Genomic DNA, 2201 nt, shown 5'->3' on the forward strand with positions numbered 1-2201 from the left:
TTTGTCTACACCAACGCGGCTGTCGTTGGCTATGATTTGGCGCGTGAGTCTAAGGATGGTGCGACACTGATTAAGGTGAACGTGCATCTGGAGGAAATACGCGAGGTTAAGGTTAAGTACGACAAAGAAGAGGTTAAAAATCCTGATGATGCTAAAAATAAAGATATTGGAGATAAGACACAGCAGGTTGAAGTTAATTCATCCGGTGGCTCTATGGCAACAATGTTTAAAGAAATAGGAGAGATAAACAAGGATGGCAATATGTCAACGATAAAAGTATTAGCAGAGGGCAGCAAGGTAATATTAAAAGGACTTGATGGTATAGGAAATGATTTAATAGAAGCAAAAAAGCAAGCTGAAAATATGGTTAAGCAAATAAGTGGAGGGCATTTTTAATGATAACCGAAATTCCTTTAGACAAAACTCCAAATCAGGCTGTTTCTTTTTCTTTGGAAAGTAATAATTACGATTTAATACTGGAAACGAGACTTGGCAATTTATTTGCTACGGTCAAAAAAAACGGGGAATATCTGGTATGTAATCGCATCTGCCGCAATATGACGTACATTTGCGAATGGCTGGTATTTTCAGATGTCGAAGGAAATACCGATCCAGAATATTCAAAATTAGGCTCTCGATATAGGTTGGTATGGATAAATGGCTTTTAATAGAAAAGAAATTAGAATAACCCTCACCCTCTCCGGCGAAAACGAATCATTCACTTCAAGCGGGCAAAATAAGCTTTCTGCAACCGGGTTTAGAGTTAGCGTTGAGGTTAATTATGGTAATGGGGCTATATCACCTCAAGCACAGATTAAAATACATGGATTGCCATTGGAGACAATGGAGAGGTTACTACGTAGAAAATATAACACATTAGAGGCACTGCGCAATACCATCACAATTGAAGCTGGTGATCAGGGGGAGGAATTATCTCAAGTATTCAAAGGTGGGATTGCGTTTGCTCGTCCTAATTTTGATGATGCTCCCAATATTGCACTGATAATTGAAGCGCAAACGGCTATTTTAGAGAAAATGACTGGCGTAGATGCAGAGAGTTATGAAGGAGAACACGATGTCGTCAATATCATGAGCAACATCTGCAAACGTATGGGTTATTCATTTGAATCTAATGGGGTTAGTGTGATCTTATCAGATGTATACCTTGGAAATACAAATATGGAGAAGATTAAATGGCTCGCGGAAGCTGCTAATCTAAATTTATATATCGAAAGCAATTCCATTAGCGTGACAAAAAAAGATCAGCCGAGAAATCTGAAAATTCCGGTTATTTCTCCCGAAACCGGGCTTATTGGCTATCCAGTTCCAACAATGATAGGTATTCAATTTAAATGTTTTTATAACCCGCTGGTGAGATTTGGGGGGATTGTCAGAGTTGCTGGCAGCCAGATATCTATTTGTAATGACGACTGGCTGACTTACGGTGTCAGGATAGTACTAGAAACAGAACAAGATTCTGCGCAATGGATTATGGAAGTCATGGCTCAGCGGAGAGGTGATAACTATGCCGCAATCAAAAAATGAACAAGTTTCGTTGTATGATCCACAGGTAACTATTGGTGGAGCGATGGCTCAGGAAGCTATTATCTGGTCACTGATTGGCAAAATGGGTACGGTGACAATATGCAGGGTGGAGAAAGTCAGAGGTGGTGGTGTAGCGCCTGTGGGCTATGTCGATATCCTGCCACTGGTACAGCAAGTTGATGGCGCGGGGAATGTCTATGAGAATGCCACTGTCTACAATGTGCCCTATTTCCGGTATCAGGGCGGTGCAAATGCAGTGATTCTCGACCCGAAAGCGGGCGACCTCGGCTTCTGCTTCACTGTCAGTCGGGATATCTCGAAGGTGAAGAGAGTCAAAGGTTCAGCCCCACCAGAGAGCAAACGCAAGTATGACATGGCTGACAGTCTCTATATCGGCGGCTTACTCAATGGAACGCCTAGCCAGTTTATGCACTTTAAGGACGGTGACATTGATATTATTTCGCCCGGTAAAATCACCATCAAAGCCTCTGAAATTGAACTCGATGCACCAGTCAAGGCGACCAGCACCATTCAGGCCAGCAGCAACATTACTGACAACATTGCCACCAATTCCCAATCGATGGCGGGAATGCGCGAGCTATATAACAGCCACACTCACCACGAGAACGGACAAGGCTCGAATACCAGCCCACCTA

General features: G+C 42.6%; 4 protein-coding genes. All 4 read left to right on the forward strand.

What is annotated here, in order from left to right; translation table 11 throughout:
* Positions 1 to 396 (forward strand): hypothetical protein (locus tag PSI14_RS19810; protein WP_273577695.1); only part of this gene is annotated, 396 nt, incomplete at its 5' end.
* On the forward strand, positions 396 to 668 hold the full coding sequence (locus PSI14_RS19815) for a phage baseplate plug family protein (RefSeq protein WP_273577696.1): 273 nt from the start codon (positions 396 to 398) through the stop codon (positions 666 to 668). The genes PSI14_RS19810 and PSI14_RS19815, both read left to right, overlap by 1 nt.
* Positions 658 to 1545, forward strand: coding sequence for a baseplate hub protein (locus PSI14_RS19820; RefSeq protein ID WP_273577697.1), 888 nt, complete (start codon positions 658 to 660; stop codon positions 1543 to 1545). The genes PSI14_RS19815 and PSI14_RS19820 overlap by 11 nt, the downstream gene beginning before the upstream one ends.
* Positions 1526 to 2201: phage baseplate protein (locus PSI14_RS19825; protein WP_273577698.1), on the forward strand; the 676-nt coding region annotated here is incomplete at its 3' end. The genes PSI14_RS19820 and PSI14_RS19825, both read left to right, overlap by 20 nt.

Source organism: Xenorhabdus anantnagensis (genome assembly GCF_028598555.1).
In the GTDB taxonomy this organism is placed as follows: Bacteria; Pseudomonadota; Gammaproteobacteria; order Enterobacterales; family Enterobacteriaceae; genus Xenorhabdus; species Xenorhabdus anantnagensis.

What these genes read in the sequence shown, in the direction of transcription:
- PSI14_RS19815 (WP_273577696.1), top strand. Translation starts at nt 396, where the DNA reads ATGATAACCGAAATTCCTTTAGACAAAACTCCAAATCAGGCTGTTTCT.
- PSI14_RS19820 (WP_273577697.1), top strand. Translation starts at nt 658, where the DNA reads ATGGCTTTTAATAGAAAAGAAATTAGAATAACCCTCACCCTCTCCGGC.